The sequence below is a fragment of the Micromonospora sp. DT41 genome, assembly GCF_049841715.1.
Classification (GTDB): domain Bacteria; phylum Actinomycetota; class Actinomycetes; order Mycobacteriales; family Micromonosporaceae; genus Micromonospora; species Micromonospora profundi.
Genome location: NZ_JBNCKU010000019.1, coordinates 55,862 through 70,081, shown reverse-complemented (window position 1 = coordinate 70,081; position 14,220 = coordinate 55,862). Strand labels below are relative to the sequence as shown.

13 protein-coding genes are annotated in these 14,220 nt (G+C 71.1%); 11 read left to right on the top strand and 2 right to left on the bottom strand.

The window, feature by feature from the left end:
- The first annotated feature begins 35 nt into the window (after nucleotides 1-35).
- The 4 genes from ACLQ23_RS27290 (at nucleotide 36) to ACLQ23_RS27275 (ending at nucleotide 5,136) form a co-directional block, all read left to right on the top strand.
- Nucleotides 36-1,043, top strand: coding sequence for a helix-hairpin-helix domain-containing protein (locus ACLQ23_RS27290; protein ID WP_355598012.1), 1,008 nt, complete (start codon nucleotides 36-38; stop codon nucleotides 1,041-1,043).
- Nucleotides 1,040-3,421: a ComEC/Rec2 family competence protein gene (locus ACLQ23_RS27285; RefSeq protein WP_425881348.1), complete on the top strand. Its 2,382-nt coding sequence runs from the start codon at nucleotides 1,040-1,042 to the stop codon at nucleotides 3,419-3,421. The genes ACLQ23_RS27290 and ACLQ23_RS27285 overlap by 4 nt, the downstream gene beginning before the upstream one ends.
- Before the next feature lie 321 nt (nucleotides 3,422-3,742).
- A complete protein-coding gene (gene holA, locus ACLQ23_RS27280; protein WP_355631055.1) occupies nucleotides 3,743-4,723 on the top strand; it encodes a DNA polymerase III subunit delta in 981 nt (326 codons plus the stop codon).
- Nucleotides 4,720-5,136, top strand: a complete 417-nt coding sequence (locus tag ACLQ23_RS27275; protein ID WP_355598008.1) for a hypothetical protein — start codon at nucleotides 4,720-4,722, stop codon at nucleotides 5,134-5,136. Before holA ends, ACLQ23_RS27275 begins: the two co-directional genes overlap by 4 nt.
- A 127-nt stretch (nucleotides 5,137-5,263) precedes the next feature.
- Here the strand turns inward: ACLQ23_RS27275 and rpsT are convergent, their stop codons facing one another.
- The gene (rpsT, locus tag ACLQ23_RS27270) at nucleotides 5,264-5,530 is read right to left on the bottom strand and encodes a 30S ribosomal protein S20 (protein ID WP_252417947.1); all 267 of its coding nucleotides are present in this window, start codon (nucleotides 5,528-5,530) and stop codon (nucleotides 5,264-5,266) included.
- Nucleotides 5,531-5,705: 175 nt separating this feature from the next.
- Nucleotides 5,706-6,683, bottom strand: coding sequence for a phosphotransferase family protein (locus ACLQ23_RS27265; protein ID WP_355631049.1), 978 nt, complete (start codon nucleotides 6,681-6,683; stop codon nucleotides 5,706-5,708).
- Nucleotides 6,684-6,744: 61 nt separating this feature from the next.
- On the opposite strand from ACLQ23_RS27265, the gene ACLQ23_RS27260 reads away from it, so the two are divergent.
- The 7 genes from ACLQ23_RS27260 (at nucleotide 6,745) to ACLQ23_RS27230 (ending at nucleotide 14,208) form a co-directional block, all read left to right on the top strand.
- Nucleotides 6,745-7,281, top strand: coding sequence for a DUF4240 domain-containing protein (locus tag ACLQ23_RS27260; RefSeq protein WP_355598003.1), 537 nt, complete (start codon nucleotides 6,745-6,747; stop codon nucleotides 7,279-7,281).
- A gap of 116 nt (nucleotides 7,282-7,397) precedes the next feature.
- Nucleotides 7,398-9,275 (top strand): translation elongation factor 4, encoded by a 1,878-nt coding sequence (gene lepA, locus ACLQ23_RS27255; protein ID WP_355598002.1) that lies wholly within the window; start codon nucleotides 7,398-7,400, stop codon nucleotides 9,273-9,275.
- Between the two features lie 418 nt (nucleotides 9,276-9,693).
- Complete coding sequence (locus ACLQ23_RS27250; protein ID WP_355598000.1) at nucleotides 9,694-9,978, top strand: GlsB/YeaQ/YmgE family stress response membrane protein; 285 nt, start codon at nucleotides 9,694-9,696, stop codon at nucleotides 9,976-9,978.
- Between the two features lie 628 nt (nucleotides 9,979-10,606).
- A complete protein-coding gene (locus tag ACLQ23_RS27245; RefSeq protein WP_355595984.1) occupies nucleotides 10,607-10,891 on the top strand; it encodes a GlsB/YeaQ/YmgE family stress response membrane protein in 285 nt (94 codons plus the stop codon).
- A 220-nt stretch (nucleotides 10,892-11,111) separates the two neighbouring features.
- Entirely contained in the window at nucleotides 11,112-12,398 is a 1,287-nt protein-coding gene (locus ACLQ23_RS27240) for a sugar ABC transporter substrate-binding protein (RefSeq protein WP_355595986.1), read from the top strand.
- Nucleotides 12,395-13,381, top strand: coding sequence for a carbohydrate ABC transporter permease (locus tag ACLQ23_RS27235; protein WP_355595988.1), 987 nt, complete (start codon nucleotides 12,395-12,397; stop codon nucleotides 13,379-13,381). Before ACLQ23_RS27240 ends, ACLQ23_RS27235 begins: the two co-directional genes overlap by 4 nt.
- The gene (locus ACLQ23_RS27230) at nucleotides 13,378-14,208 is read left to right on the top strand and encodes a carbohydrate ABC transporter permease (protein ID WP_425881347.1); all 831 of its coding nucleotides are present in this window, start codon (nucleotides 13,378-13,380) and stop codon (nucleotides 14,206-14,208) included. Before ACLQ23_RS27235 ends, ACLQ23_RS27230 begins: the two co-directional genes overlap by 4 nt.
- Nucleotides 14,209-14,220 lie beyond the last annotated feature (12 nt).

The following is a 14,220-nucleotide window of genomic DNA, read 5'->3' as shown; positions in this document are numbered from 1 at the left end:
ACCTGTAGCACCGCCCGCCGCCCTAGCGTCACCTCGTGTCGCACGACGAGGAGACAGAGGTACGCGAGCGCCTGCGCCGGCTGACCGACCCGCTGACGGGCGGGTTGCCTCCGGCGAGCGGGCTGCCGCTAGTGGGCGGGCTGTCTCCGGCGGGCGCTCTCCCGCTGGCGGGTGCGCTGCCTTTGGCGGGTCCGGCGGGCGCGTTGCCGTCGGTCGGTGCGCCGCCGCCATGGGGCGAGGTGCCGCCCGCGGGTGCCTCGCCTGGTGCGCTGTTGGCGCAGGGCGAGTCACCCCCGAGTGGCGTACCCCCGATCGGGGTGTCGTGGAGCGACCCACCGGTTGGTGTGGTGCCGCCCCGGGCCGGGGTGCCGCACGTGGAGCCGGCGACGGACGGCCCTGCGGCCCAGCCCGCGTCGTCGCTGCCCGGTCCGGGAGCGTTCGATCCGGGACGGCGCGGTGTGCGGGCGCTTGCGGTCGTCGCCGCGCTCGTGGTGCTCGCCGCCGCAGGCTGGGCCTGGCGTTCCCGGCCGCACGCGGAGGCGGTCACCCCGCCGGGCGGCGAGGTCGCCACGGTCAGCCCGGCGGGTGACGCAAGCGCGTCCGGTGCCGGCGAGCTGGTGGTGGCGGTCGCGGGCAAGGTCCGCAAGCCCGGCCTGGTGCGGCTGCCGGCCGGTTCGCGGGTGGCCGACGCGGTGCAGGCGGCCGGTGGCCCGCTGCCCGGTGTCGACGTGGCGCTGCTCAACCCCGCCCGCAAGGTCACCGACGGCGAGCTGATCGTGGTCGGGGTGACGCCACCGCCGGTGCCGGCCGGCGCGGTCGGCCCGGAAGCCGGTGGGGTGCCGCCCGCCGGCGGTCCGCTGAACCTCAACACCGCCACGCTGGCCCAGCTCGACTCGCTGCCCGGTGTGGGGCCGGTGCTCGCCCAGCGGATCCTCGCCTACCGGGACCAGCATGGCGGCTTCAAGGGCGTCGGCGATCTGCGCCAGGTCGACGGGATCGGCGACGCGCGATACGAGCAGCTCAAGGACCTGGTGACGGTGTGAGCGGCCAGCCCGTCGTCGGCGACCCGACCCCGCCGGACCTCCGGCTGGCCGGCCTGGCTGTCGCCGCCTGGCTCACCGCGCTCGCCGGTCTGCACGTCGGTGCCCGCCCGCTGCTGCTGGTGGCCGGCGTGGTGGCGGTGTTGACGGCGTTGAGCACCCTGCACCTGCTCGGCCGCTTCGGGCGGCCCCGGGCAGTGACCCGCCGGTACGGCTGGATCGCCGTCGCGGTCGGCCTCGGCGTGCTCTGCGGTGCGGCGGCGACCAGCGCCCAACTGGCCGTCCGGGACTCGCCGCCGATCCGGGCCCTGTCCGAGGCGCGCGCGCCGGTCACCGCCGACCTCGTCGTCCGGGACGACCCGCGCTCGATCCGGTCCGCCGGGCGTCCCGGCATGCTGCTGGTGCCGGCCCGGCTGGTCCGGCTCACCGGTCCGGACGGCGAAAGGATCCACGCATCGGTGCGACTGCTGGTCCTTGCCACCGACCCGGCGTGGCGAGGGCTGCTGCCCGGCCAGCGCGTGACAGCCGAAGGGCGACTCGGCGTACCGCGCGGTGGCGACCTCACCGCAGCGGTGCTGAGCACCACCGGGCCGCCCGAGCGGCAGGGCACGCCATCCTGGGCGCAGCGTGCCGCCGGTACGCTGCGGGCCGGCCTGCAACGCGCCTGCGCGCCCCTGCCCGACGACCCCGGTGGGCTGTTGCCGGGCCTGGTGGTGGGCGACACCAGCCGCCTGCCACCCGCCGTCGAGGAGGACTTCCAAGCCACCGGCATGACGCACCTCAATGCCGTCTCCGGGAGCAACGTGGCAATCGTCGTGGGAGCGGTGCTGCTGCTGGCCCGCTGGGCACGCGCCGGCCCGTGGCTCGCCGCAGGGCTCTGCGGGGTGGCGCTCGTGGGCTTCGTCATCCTGGTGCGCCCGTCGCCGAGTGTCGTACGGGCCGCCACGATGGGAGCGATCGGGCTCGCCGCGCTGGCCGCCGGTCGCCCCCGGGCCGCGCTGCCCGCGTTGGCCGCCGCGATCACGGTGCTGGTGCTTGTCGACCCCGAGTTGGCAGGCGACGCCGGGTTCGCGCTGTCCGTTCTGGCCACCGGTGGCCTGCTGCTCCTCGCCCCGCGCTGGCGGGACGGGCTGCGCCGCAGGGGCGTCCCGGGTGGGCTGGCCGAGGCGTTGGCGGTGCCGGCGGCGGCCCAGGTCGCCTGCGGGCCGGTCGTCGCCGCGATCTCCAGCACTGTCAGCCTGGTGGCGGTGCCGGCCAACCTGCTGGCGGTGCCGGCCATCGCACCGGCGACGGTGCTGGGCGTGGCGGCGGCCGTGCTGTCACCGGTCTGGCCGTCCGGTGCCGAGTTCCTCGCGTGGCTGGCGAGCTGGCCGGCCTGGTGGCTTGTCGTCATCGCCCGCCACGGTGCCCGCCTGCCGGCCGGCACGCTGCCCTGGCCGGGTGGGGCGGCCGGTGCCCTGCTACTGGCCGCCCTGACCGTTGCGCTGCTGATCGCCGTACGCCGGCCGCTGGTACGCCGGCTGGTGGCGGTCGTCGCCGTCGCCGCGCTTGTCGGCGCGCTCCCGGTCCGGCTGTTGGCCACGGGCTGGCCGCCGCCCGGGTGGGTGGTGGTGGCCTGCGCGGTGGGTCAGGGCGACGCCCTGGTGCTGCCTGTCGCCTCCGGCCGGGCGGTGGTGGTCGACGCCGGGCCGGAGCCCGGGCCGGTGGACGCCTGTCTGCGGCGGCTCGGCGTCCGGGAGGTGTCGTTGCTGGTGGTGAGCCACTTTCACGCCGATCACGTGGGCGGGGTGGCAGGGGTGTTCCGGGGCCGGCGGGTGGCCGCCGTCCTGACTCCATCGTCGGCGGATCCACCGGGCGGCCGGGACGCGGTGCACGCTGCGGCGACCGGCGGGCGGGCGGCGCTGCTGAGTACCACCGCCGGGGCGCGGCATCCGATCGGCGGGGTCGACCTGCTGGTGCTCGGCCCGCCCTATCCAATGGCCGGCACGAGATCCGACCCGAACAACAACTCGTTGATATTGCGCGCCACAGTCGCCGGAGTACGCATCCTGCTGCCCGGCGACGCCGAGACCGAGGAACAGCACGCGGTACTGACGCGGGTGACGCCGGAGCATCTGCGGGCAGATGTGTTGAAGGTTGCCCACCACGGCTCGGCGTATCAGGACGAGGGCTTCCTGGACGCGGTCCGCCCGGCCGTCGCGTTGGTGCCGGTCGGGGTCGGCAACACGTACGGGCACCCGAACCCCGGTCTGTTGGCCCGGTTGAGCAGAGGCGGCGCACGGGTGCTGCGGACCGACACCGACGGCGACCTGGCGGTGGTGCGTACCGGCGGGGGTGTGGCGGTGGTCCGCCGAGGAGTGCCGCCGGGGCGGCCACCGTAGGCCGCCGGGTGAGGGCGTCGCCGGGCGGTCGTCGCCGGGCGGGGCGTCGCCGGGCGGGGCGTCGCCGGGCGGGCGTCGCCGGGCGGGCATCGGCGGGTGATCGCCGTCGGGACCGACGAGCGGGGCGCGAGAGCGCAACAGCCAATGTCCCGGGCTCCGCCGAGGCGCGGCGCGTGGAAATTGCAGCACCGACAAGGAAACGGCGGGTGAATTGCGGATTAGGCGGTAAATAGAGATGAATGTCTGGATTTGCGCTAAGTGCGGGCTGCACCGACCGGGCGGCGAATGAGCAGGCACGATCCCGCCGTGGGGCGTGCGAATATGGGCGACGTGACCCCGGCCAGCCTCGCCCCCATTCTGCTCGTCCTCGGCGACGAGGAGCTGCTCGCCACGCGCGCGGTGACCGAAGCCGTCGAACGGGCCCGCGGTGTCGACGCCCAGGTGGACGTCCGCGAGTACCAGGCAGCCGTGCTCACCGTCGGCGAGATCGCCGAGATGCTCAGCCCGTCGCTGTTCGGCGGGCGGCGGCTGCTCATCCTGCGCTCCGGCCAGGACGCCCGGAAGGATCTGGTCGCAGCGCTGCTGGCGTACGCGAAGAATCCCGACCCGGAGGTCCAGCTGCTGGTGCTGCACCTGGGTGGCGCCAAGGGCAAGGCGTTCGCCGATGGGCTGCGGTCGGCCGGTGCCACCGTGGTCCCCGCTGCCAAGCTCAAGGGGCACCGTGAGCGGGTGGCCTTCGTCCGTGACGAGATCCGCCGGGCCGGCGGCAAGTGCACCGACGACGCCGCCGAGGCGCTGATCGCGGCGGTCGGCAACGACCTGCGTGAGCTGGCCGCCGCCTGCTCCCAGCTCATCGCCGACACCGACGGGCGGATCAGCGCCGACACGGTCTCCCGCTACTACCGGGGTCGGGTCGAGGTGACAGGCTTCACGGTGGCGGACGCCACGATGGTCGGCGACGTGCCCGGGGCGCTGGAGGCGCTGCGGTGGGCCCTGCATGTCGGCGTCGACCCGGTGCCCATCGCGGACGCGCTGGCCGACGGGGTGCGTACTGTGGCCCGCGTCGCGTCAGCCGGGCGGGGTAGCCCGTACCAGCTGGCAAGCAGCCTGGGCATGCCAGCCTGGAAGATCGAGCGGGCGCAGCGGCAGGGGCGGGGCTGGACCCCGGAGGGGTTGGTCCGGGCCATGCAGGTCGCCGCCGAGTGCAACGCGGCCGTCAAGGGTGGCTCGGACGACAGGGCGTACGCCCTGGAGCGCGCGGTCTTCTCGGTCGCGGCGGCCCGGCAGGGCAGCAGCCGGTGACGGGGCCGAACCGTACGGCGTGGGCCACCATCCCGGCCGACGAGGAGCGTTACCGGCCGCTCTATGCCCGGCTCCTCGGTCTGCGGTTCGTCAACCCCGGCGGGGTGCTCTGCTTCCTCTTCTTCGAGGGCACCATCGCCCTTGCGGTGCTGCTGGCTCTCGCGGAGCTGGTCACCTGGTGGGCGGTGCTGGTGCTGCCGCTTGTGGTGGCGGCGATGGTCAAGCTCAACGACATGGTGGCCGCGACAGTCGTCCGTTCCGCAGCGCTCGTGCCCGAGCAGGAGCGGGACCGTTTCCGCAGGCAGATGGAGCCTGTCGTCGGCAGGGCCCGGGTCGAGTGGATCTCGCACAGCGTGCCTGGAGCAGTCGTGGTGGATGCCGCGCCCGCGCCCCCGCCGTCCCAACCTCAGTAGATCTTGGAGAGAAACGGCCCCTCCAGGGGCGCTTCCTCACCAAGATCTCGAAGTCCGGTGGAACGCTGGATATGCGGAAGCCCCGGACCGGAGTCCGGGGCTTTCCGAATTCAGTCTGACAGGAGCGTCAGGCGGAGAGCGCACCCACGCGCTTGGCGATCGCGGACTTGCGGTTCGCGGCCTGGTTGGAGTGGATCACGCCCTTGCTGACGGCCTTGTCCAGCTTGCGCGAGGCCTCCTGCATGAGAGCGGTGGCCTTCTCGACGTCACCGGCCTCAGCAGCCTCGTTGAACTTCCGGACGGCGGTCTTCAGCGACGACTTGACCGACTTGTTGCGCAGCCGGGCCTTCTCGTTCTGCCGGTTGCGCTTGATCTGGGACTTGATGTTCGCCACGCGACAGCCTCGTCTTGATAGCTCGGGTTGGTCAGCTTAAGTGCGCGGGATGACGAACATGCGTCAACGCTGCGCGAAGAGCCAGGTTACCAGGTCGCCCGGGACGAGCCAAAACGGCTCGACCACCGAGCGGCCGACCCCGGCTCGCCGGGGACCACAATACGCCCTGGCCGCGTCACGCCCAGCCCTGACGTCGGGCAAGCCAGTCGAGCGCCTGCCCGCCGCTGCGTCGCCGGTGTGCGGTGAGGTGCGGGGGCACCGTCGCCGGGGCCGCGTCCGCCCCGGTGAGGTAGTAGCCGGCAAGCGCAGCCAGGGTGGCGTCGAGCGCGTCCGGGGGCGCATCGGCGGTGGTCGGGTGCGCGGCGAAGAGCCGGTCGGCGTCCAGCCCGTCGGCGTACGCGCTGAGCAGCAGCCCGGCCACGTCGAACCAGGCCGGCCCGGAACACGCCCAGGTCCAGTCGCAGAACCAGGCCCGGCCTTCCCCGTCGACGAGGACGTTGTCTCCCCGCAGGTCGCCGTGGATCAGCCCGGTCGCCCCGGCGGCGTACCGGGGAAGGTGGGACTCCAGCTCCACGAGGTCGGGCAGCCGGCCCCGTGCGGCAACGGGCAGCGCCGGTGCGGGCTCCCGGCCGGCGGCGACCTCCTCCCACCACAGGATGTCCGAGCGGGCCAGGTCGGCGAGGTGCGGCAGGCCGAGCGCCGTCAGCGCGGCCGGCGGATCGGCCAGCGCAACGGCGACCTCGGCGTACCCGGCGAGCGTGGCCTCCATCTCGGCAGGCGTCCAGGGTCGGCGAGGGTTGTGCCCGTCGACCGCGTCGGTGCAGAGCACGAACCAGCCGGCGTCGTACAGCGTCCACCGGAGGCGGGGCGCCGGCAGGCCGACCGGCAGCCGGTCGAGGATCGCGGCCTCCCGGGCGTACGAGTCGACAAGGTGCGCTTGCCCCACGCTTGCCGCCGCCTTGACGAAGACCCTGCCCCCGTCGGCGGTGTCGAGCACGGCGGCGAAGCCCCCGCTGAAACCGGCGGAGGCGACCCGGGCGGCGAGCACCGCCGCGCCGAGACGGCCCGCGATCGCGTACCGCAGCGCCGCAGGCAGCGCCGACCACGACGGGCGCGGCACGCCCGCGTGGGGCGGAGGCGGCGGGGAGGACACCCCACCATGCTGCCCCGGGGTACGTGCGCGACGCGCGGCGACACTGCCAGACTGCCAAACCATGAGGACCGAGGACTTCTGGCAGCTGATCGACGAGGCCCGCGCCGGTGGCGGGGGAGAGCCCGGCCCGGTCGCCGCGCGAGCCGTCGCCCTGCTCGCCAAGCGCGACCCGGAGGACATCATCGGGTACGCGCGCCACCAGACGAGGGTGCTTGCCGCCTCGCACAAGGCGGACCTGTGGGGTGCGGCGTACCTGATCAACGGTGGTGCCTCGGCGGAGGGCTTCGAGCACTTCCGGGGCTGGCTGATGACCCAGGGGCGGGCGGTCTTCGCCCGCGCGGTCACCGACCCGGACTCGCTGGCGGAGCTGCCGCAGGTGCGGGCCGCCTCGCTCAGCGGCGAGGAATTCTCCGCCGAGCAGATGCTGTCGGTGCCCTGGGACGCGTACCGCAAGGCCACGGCGACCGAACTTCCCGCGGACCGCGACCCGGTGCGTACCCCGGATCTCAACGACTTCTGGGACTTCGACGACGAGGAGGAGGCCCGCCGCAGGCTGCCCCGGCTGGCCGCGCTCTTCGTCGAGCCGCCTCTGGAGTGAGGGGTTCTCGGAGCGATCCATCGCCCGCACAGCGGGCGTACCCCGGCGGCGTGGGAACATAGAGGGGGTCGGCGGCGCGCCGGCCTGTTCACGTCAGCCGACCAGAACGGACCGCTGTGCCACCGAAGCTCGATCCCGGCGCGAACGCTCCTGGTGCCACCGACCCTGGTCGCATCCGGAACTTCGGCATCATCGCCCACATCGACCACGGGAAGTCGACACTGGCCGACCGGATGTTGCAGCTCACCGGTGTGGTCGACCCCCGGCAGATGCGCGCCCAGTACCTGGACCGGATGGACATCGAGCGCGAGCGCGGCATCACCATCAAGAGCCAGGCCGTCCGGATGCCGTGGACCATCCGTGAGGGCGAGCGCGCCGGCGAGCAGGCCGTGCTCAACATGATCGACACCCCGGGGCACGTCGACTTCACCTACGAGGTGTCCCGGTCGCTGGCCGCCTGCGAGGGGGCCGTGCTGCTTGTCGACGCCGCGCAGGGCATCGAGGCGCAGACCCTTGCCAACCTCTACCTGGCGCTCGAGAACGACCTGCGCATCATCCCGGTGCTCAACAAGATCGACCTGCCGGCCGCCCAGCCGGAGAAGTACGCCGAGGAGCTTGCCCACCTGATCGGCGGCGACCCCGCCGACTGCATCCGGGTCTCCGGCAAGACCGGCGAGGGCGTGCCGTACCTGCTCGACGAGATCGTCCGGCAGTTCATCCCGCCGGTCGGCGAGGCCGAGGCGCCCGCCCGGGCCATGATCTTCGACTCGGTGTACGACGTCTACCGTGGCGTGGTCACCTACGTTCGGGTCATCGACGGCCGGATCAGCGCCCGGGACCGGATCAAGATGATGTCCACCGGCGCGGTGCACGAGTTGCTGGAGATCGGCGTCATCTCACCCGAGATGGTCAAGGCCGAGGCGCTCGGCGTCGGCGAGGTCGGCTACCTGATCACCGGTGTGAAGGACGTCCGGCAGTCCCGGGTCGGTGACACTGTCACCATCAACAGCCGGCCGGCCGCCGAGCCGTTGGGTGGCTACAAGGACCCGAAGCCGATGGTCTACTCCGGTCTCTATCCGATCGACGGCTCCGACTACCCCAACCTGCGTGAAGCACTGGACAAGCTCAAGCTCAACGACGCCGCGCTGGACTACGAGCCGGAGACCTCCGGCGCGCTCGGCTTCGGTTTCCGCTGCGGCTTCCTCGGCCTGCTCCACCTGGAGATCATCCGGGAGCGGCTGGAGCGTGAGTACAACCTCGACCTGATCTCCACCGCGCCCAACGTGGTCTACCGGGCCATCCAGGACGACGGCGAGGAGATCGTCGTCACCAACCCCAGCGAGTACCCCACGGGCAAGATCGCCGAGGTGTACGAGCCGGTGGTCCGGGCCACAGTGCTGACCCCTAACGACTACGTGGGCGCGGTGATGGAACTCTGCCAGGGCCGGCGCGGCAGCCTGCTCGGCATGGACTACCTCTCCGCCGACCGGGTGGAACTGCGCTACACGCTGCCCCTCGCCGAGATCATCTACGACTTCTTCGACCAGTTGAAGAGCCGGACCAAGGGCTACGCCTCGCTCGACTACGAGCCCTCCGGCGAGCAGGCGTCCGACCTGGTCAAGGTCGACATCCTCCTGCACGGTGAGCCGGTGGACGCGTTCAGCGCCATCGTGCACAAGGACAAGGCGTACAACTACGGCGTCACCATCGCCGCCAAGCTGCGTACCCTGATCCCGCGCCAGCAGTTCGAGGTGCCCATCCAGGCGGCCATCGGCAGTCGGGTCATCGCCCGGGAGACCATCCGCGCGATCCGCAAGGACGTGCTCGCCAAGTGCTACGGCGGTGACATCAGCCGCAAGCGCAAGCTGCTGGAGAAGCAGAAGGAAGGCAAGAAGCGGATGAAGATGGTCGGCCGGGTCGAGGTGCCGCAGGAGGCCTTCATCGCCGCGCTGTCCTCCGACTCCGGCGACGGCAAGGCCGCCGGCAAGAAGTAACCCCGGCCTCCGCCCGAGCGGGGGCTGAACGGCGGGTTCCGGGCGCAGGGCTCTTGTTCAACAGGCGCCGTGCGTCCGGCGTGGCTCTCGGGTGCCCGGCGCCGGCTCGGCGGCCACCAGATCCCGCGCGGTGGGCTGCGTCCGGGCCGGCAGCGTGGCTCGGATGTCGACCCGGGTGCCGGGTGGGCCCGGGCTGGCGGAGAATTTTTTCGGGCCGCCGGTAGGCGGTCGGTGACCGGTCGCAGGGCTGGTGAGCTGCGTGGACGCGCTCCCAGCCCAACCGACGCACGCCTGCTGCATTGACGTCTGCCACTTGTTTCCCGGTGAGTCGGTTTGGCTTTTCCACGGGTCGGGAACTTAGCGGTCACGACAGGAAGCACACATTGTGTGTCAGACGTTCCTTTGAAGGAGGGCGACCGTGGAGCTCACCGTGTGGGGCATCATCACCGCCATCGTTGTTGGTCTCATCGTCGGCGCGCTGGGCCGCCTGGTCGTTCCGGGCCGGCAGAACATGCCGATCTGGCTGCACCTGCTGATCGGTATCGGCGCGGCCCTGCTGGGTACGGTGCTGGCGCGGGCGATCGGCATCGCGACCGAGACCGCTGGTGTGGACTGGGGCGAGCTGCTGGTGCAGGTCGTCGTTGCGGCCATCGCCGTCGCGCTGGTCGCCGGTGTGGGTGGTCGCCGCCGCGTGACCCGGTAACACCAGCACCACCCCGTACCGCCGCAACCTTCGATGGGCGCCCGACCAACAGGTCGGGCGCCCATCGGCGTTCGTCGCAACAAAAGTGAGCGCCCGCCGCGGGCGGGCGCTCACCGCGGGCCCGCGCCCGCTCTGGGCGGGCGCCCCTCGCGGGCCGGCGCCCGCTGTGGCCCCGCCGCGGGCCCAGCGCCCCGCCGCCCACCGCCGTTTTCGGGTTGATCGACTCGGGTTCCTTGATATCGGGGTGTCCGGGTCGCGGTGATACCCCGGTTTCAGTGAAGCCGAGTCGATCACGTCCAGTTGTGTCGGTTGCCGGGGTCGTAGCGGCCGTTATGTCCGTCCCGACGGCGGCGTCCTCGGACCGGTCGTTGATCCAGCGTCCCAGCGTCCCAGCGTCCCAGCGTGCCGTCGAGGTCGGCGAGGTTGACGAGGTCGACGGGTCACGGTCATGACCTCGGCCAATGCGTCGCGGCGGCCGATCATGTCGGCGAACGCCGCCCATGTCTACCAATTCGTGATCGTCTCGGTATCGAAGTCGGTTTGGGATTTCGGGCGGTCGGGAACTTAGCGGTCACGACAGGAAGCACACACACATTGTGTGTCGGACATTCTTAGAAGGAGGGCGACCGTGGAGCTCACCGTGTGGGGCATCATCACCGCCATCGTTGTTGGTCTCATCGTCGGAGCGCTCGGCCGTCTGGTCGTCCCGGGCCGGCAGAACATGCCGATCTGGCTGCACCTGCTGATCGGCATCGGCGCGGCCCTGCTGGGTACGGTGCTGGCGCGGGCGATGGGTATCGCGACCGAGACCGCCGGTGTGGACTGGACCGAACTGCTGGTGCAGGTCGTCGTGGCTGCCATCGCCGTCGCGCTTGTCGCCGGCGTGGGTCGCCGCCGCAGCGTCACCCGGTAACAACCTCGCATCAGCCGTACTACGAAAGAACGCCCGGCCCGCGGCCGGGCGTTCTTTCGTGGTGGAGTGCCCGAGTTCGACCCGGTGCCACGGCCCTGCCCGTCGATGTGCTGCGGTACCGTCGCCACGCTTCGCCGGTCTGCCCACTGTCGTAAAGGAATTCTTCGTACTAAGGTGCGGCGGAGAAGGTTAGTTCCAGGCGGCGCGAGGGAGAAGTGGCGTGAACAGGTGGAAACGGCTGGCCCCGGTCACCGCCGTGGTGGCCTCGGTCGCGATGGTGCTGACCGGCTGCGGAGGCTCCGGCGAAGAGGCGGCCGACGACAGCAAGCTCACGGTATGGATGATGGGCGAGGGCGGCGACGCGCAGAACGCCTTCCTCGACTCGGTCGAGGCGGAGTTCCGGCAGAAGCACCCCGACACCGACGTGGTGGTGCAGTACATCCCCTGGCTCGAAGCGCCCAAGAAGTTCCAGGCGGCGCTCGCCGGCGGTGAAGGACCGGACATCACCGAGTTGGGCAACACCGAGACCCAGGGCTGGGCTGCCCAGGAGGCGCTCGCCGACGTCAGCGGCCGGATGGGCGGCTGGGCAGAGGGCAAGGACCTGCTGCCCGACCTCGTGAAGAACGCGCAGCTCGACGGCAAGCAGTACGGCGTGCCCTGGTACGCGGGCGTCCGGGCGGTCTACTACCGCACCGACTGGTTCGCCGAGGCGGGCGTGCAGCCGCCGAAGACCTGGGACGACCTGGTCAGCGTGGCCAAGGCCGTGCAGGCGAAGAAGAAGGGCACGTACGGCATCGCCCTGCCGGGCAACTCCGAGCTGCCCTTCTACTCCTTCCTCTGGGGTGCCGGTGGCGAGATCGCCAGCAACCAGGGCGGCGCCTGGAAGTCCGGTTACACCACTCCCGAGGCGCAGCGGGCTGTCAAGTTCTGGACCGACCTGGTGACTGTGCACAAGGTTGCCCCACCGGCCGCGGCCGGCTGGAACGAGATCGACGCGCGTACCCAGTTCGCCACCGGCAAGGCCGCGATGGCCTTCGCCGGCAGCTGGCAGCAGGCCGCCATCAAGAAGGACAACCCCGAGATCGAGAAGGTCTGGGGTACGTTCCCGATCCCCGGCCCGGACGGCAAGGCCGCGCCCGCGTTCGCCGGTGGCTCGGACGTGGCGATCTGGAAGGACAGCGAGCGTCAGGACCTGGCCTGGGACTACCTGACCGTGCTGCTCAACAAGAAGAACGCGCAGAGCTTCGCGAGCAGCCTCGGCTTCTTCCCCGTCTACCAGGATCTGGTCGCCGGTGACACGTACGCCAACGACAAGGTGATGGCCGCGTTCGCCACCACCATGCAGAACACCAAGCTCACGCCGCTCACCCCGAAATGGGTGGAGGTCAGCCGGACCAAGACGGTGACCCAGGCGATGAACAGCTCGGTCATGAAGGGCCAGAAGACGGTCGAGAAGGCCACCGCCGACGCGGCCGCCGAGATGGAAGGCATCCTCAACAGCAAGTGAGCGTCCTGACGAAGACCTCGCAGACGTCCGCCGCGCGGGAGACCCCCGCGCGGCGGCGTCGTCCTGTGGACCGCCTGCCCTACCTGCTGCTCCTGCCCGCCCTGGTGATCATCGGGGTGTTGCTGCTCTGGCCGCTCGGCCAGGTGGTGACGATGTCCTTCTACCGGCTCAACAGCGTGCGGCAGTTGCGCGGCGACCGGGAGTGGCCCTGGGTGGGTCTCGGCAACTACACCGAGATCCTCACCGATCCGTTCTTCCTGACGGTGCTGCGCAACACCGTCCTGTTCGCGGCGGCCAACGTGTTCCTCACGATGGTCCTCGGCACCCTTGTCGGCCTCCTGCTCAACCGGCTGGGCCGCAAGATGGCCACCTTCGTCGCCAGTTGCGTGATGCTCGCCTGGGCCACCCCGGCGCTGACCGGCACGATCGTCTGGAAGTGGATTTTCGACGACACGAGTGGCCTGGTCACCTGGCTGTTCAACGCACTGCCGGACGGGCTCTCCAACGCCCTGTTCGGCCGCAGCGACTGGACCGGCTACGGCTGGTTCAACTCGCCGCTGCTGTTCTTCGCCATCCTCACCCTCGTGGTGGTCTGGCACTCGTTCCCGTTCATCGCGGTGAGCGTGCTCGCCGGCCTGAAGAGCGTGCCGAGTGAGCTGCACGAGGCGGCCCGGGTGGACGGCGCGAGCCCGTGGCGGGTCTTCTGGAAGATCACGTTCCCGTTGCTGCGCCCGGTCTTCGGGATCCTGATCGTGCTCTCCACCATCTGGGACTTCAAGGTCTTCACCCAGCAGTTCGTGTTGGCCGGCGGCACCCAGGACCGGCCGACGTTCATGCTCTCCATCTACTCGTACGCCGAGGCGTTCTCGCCGCCGCCGAAGTACGGCCTCGGCGCGGCCATCGCGGTGATCCTCACGCTGATCCTGCTCGTCGTCACCGGCTTCTACGTACGGATGGTGCTCAGGCAGGAGGACGAGTCGTGAAGAAGATCGCCCTGAACGGCGCCGGGTTGCTTGTCGCGCTCTTCGCGGCCTTCCCGGTCTACTGGATGATCTCCACATCGCTCAAGCCGAGCAGCGAGATCTTCTCGTCCACCCCGCAGCCGGTGCCGGCTCATCCGACGCTTGCGCACTACCGGGAGATCCTCACCGGCAACCTCATCCCCGGCGTGAGCTTCCTCGACTTCTTCCTCAACAGCGCGCTTGTGGCCGTCGCGACCGTGGTGCTCAGCGGTCTGGTCGCCCTGCTCGCCGCGATGGCGGTGGCCCGCTTCCGGTTCAAGCTGCGGACCAGCTTCCTGATCATGCTGCTGGTGGTGCAGATGATCCCGCTGGAGGCGCTCGTCATCCCGCTCTTCCTGATGATTCAGCGGCTCGGGCTCTACAACACGCTGCCCAGCCTGATCCTCACGTACCTGGGCTTCTCACTGCCGTTCGCGGTCTGGATGCTGCGCGGGTTCGTGGCGGCGGTGCCCAAGGAGTTGGAGGAGGCGGCGGCCATCGACGGGGCCAGCCGGGCACAGACGTTCCGCCTTGTGCTGTTTCCGCTCGTCGCGCCCGGCCTGGTGGCCACCAGCATCTTCTCGTTCATCACCGCGTGGAACGAGCTGATCTTCGCGTTGACGTTCATCAACGACCAGAGCCGCTACACACTGCCGGTGGCGATGACGTTCTTCTTCGGTCGGGACGACACGAACTGGGGTCCGGTCATGGCCGCCTCCACCCTGTTCACCCTGCCGGTCATCATCTTCTTCCTGCTGGTGCAGCGGCGGATGGTCTCCGGCCTGGTGGCCGGGGCCGTCAAGGGCTGACCCCGCGCGGAA